1 protein-coding gene is annotated in these 1,226 nt (G+C 71.9%); it reads left to right on the top strand.

Annotation, left to right across the window (positions count from 1 at the left end; all coding sequences use genetic code 11):
* Positions 1–53: 53 nt before the first annotated feature.
* The coding region (locus G6048_RS50785; protein ID WP_235991161.1) for a maltotransferase domain-containing protein at positions 54–1,226 on the top strand (1,173 nt) is incomplete at its 3' end.

The raw sequence follows: 1,226 nt of genomic DNA, 5'->3' as shown, positions 1-1,226 counted from the left end.
CACCTCCCCACACCCCCATCCGCCCACCAACGTTGACGCGGACAGGAGCGGTCATGCCCGCCACGCACCACTCGTCATCACCCCCGACGCACAGCAATGGCACACCTCCCGCGAACGGGGTGAAACCCGGCCCGCCGCAGCGGGCTGCGGCCGAGAAGCCGGACCAGGCAGCGGCCGAAGAGCCCGCAAAGGCTGAGGCCACCCCCGCGAAGGCGGCGGAGGCCTCACCCGCGAAGAAGGCAGCCGCCAAACCGGTGAAGACCGCCAAAGCCACACCCACGAAGAAGGCGGCAGCCAAACGGGCGAAAACCACACCCGCCAAAGCCACGAAGGCCACCAAAGCTACGAAGGCCACGAAAGCCGCCAAGGCCGCGAAGCCTGCGAAGGCCACCAAGGCGAAGGCCAAATCGGCGAAGACCGCGCCGCCGAAACCCGAGTCGCCACAAGCCGAACCTTCGGTCCAGGCCGAACCCACAGAAGCCCTGCCACTGGACACCACGGCACCGGACCTCACCGCACCGAACGCCGCGCCACCCGGCGACGGCGCCCTCATCGGCCGTATCCCCGTCCTGGACGTCCGCCCCCTCGTGGCCTACGGGCGCCGCCCCGCCAAGGCCGTCGTGGGCGAGGCGTTCGAGATCTCGGCGACGGTGTTCCGGGAGGGCCACGACGCGGTCGCCGCCAACGTCGTACTGCGGGACCCGGAGGGCCAGGCCGGTCCCTGGACCCCCATGCGGGAGCTGACGCCCGGTACGGACCGTTGGGGCGCCACCGTCTCCGCGTCGAAGGAGGGCCGCTGGACCTACACCGTGGAGGCCTGGGGCGACCCGATCACCACCTGGCGCCACCATGCGCAGATCAAGATCCCGGCGGGGATGGACACGGAGCTGGTCCTGGAGGAGGGCGCGCTGCTGTACGAGCGGGCCGCCGCCGGAGTGCCGGAGAGCCGGGGCCGCCGCGACACACTCCTCGCCGCCGCGGACGCCCTGCGCGACACCGCTCGCCCCGCCGCGGCCCGGCTCGCCGCCGCCCTCACCCCGGACGTGGACCATGTCCTCGCCCGCCATCCGCTGCGCGAATTCGTCTCGTCCTCCGAGCAGTTGCCGTTGTTGGTGGAGCGGGAGCGGGCGTTGTACGGCTCGTGGTACGAGTTCTTCCCGCGTTCGGAGGGCGCCGTCGTGGAGACCGGCAAGCCCACCGTCAGCGGCACCTTCACCACCGCCGCC

The organism is Streptomyces ureilyticus (assembly GCF_011045025.1).
GTDB classification, from domain to species: domain Bacteria; phylum Actinomycetota; class Actinomycetes; order Streptomycetales; family Streptomycetaceae; genus Streptomyces; species Streptomyces ureilyticus.
Note: the sequence above shows the minus strand (reverse complement) of the source record. Positions and strands in the feature narration are given on the sequence as shown.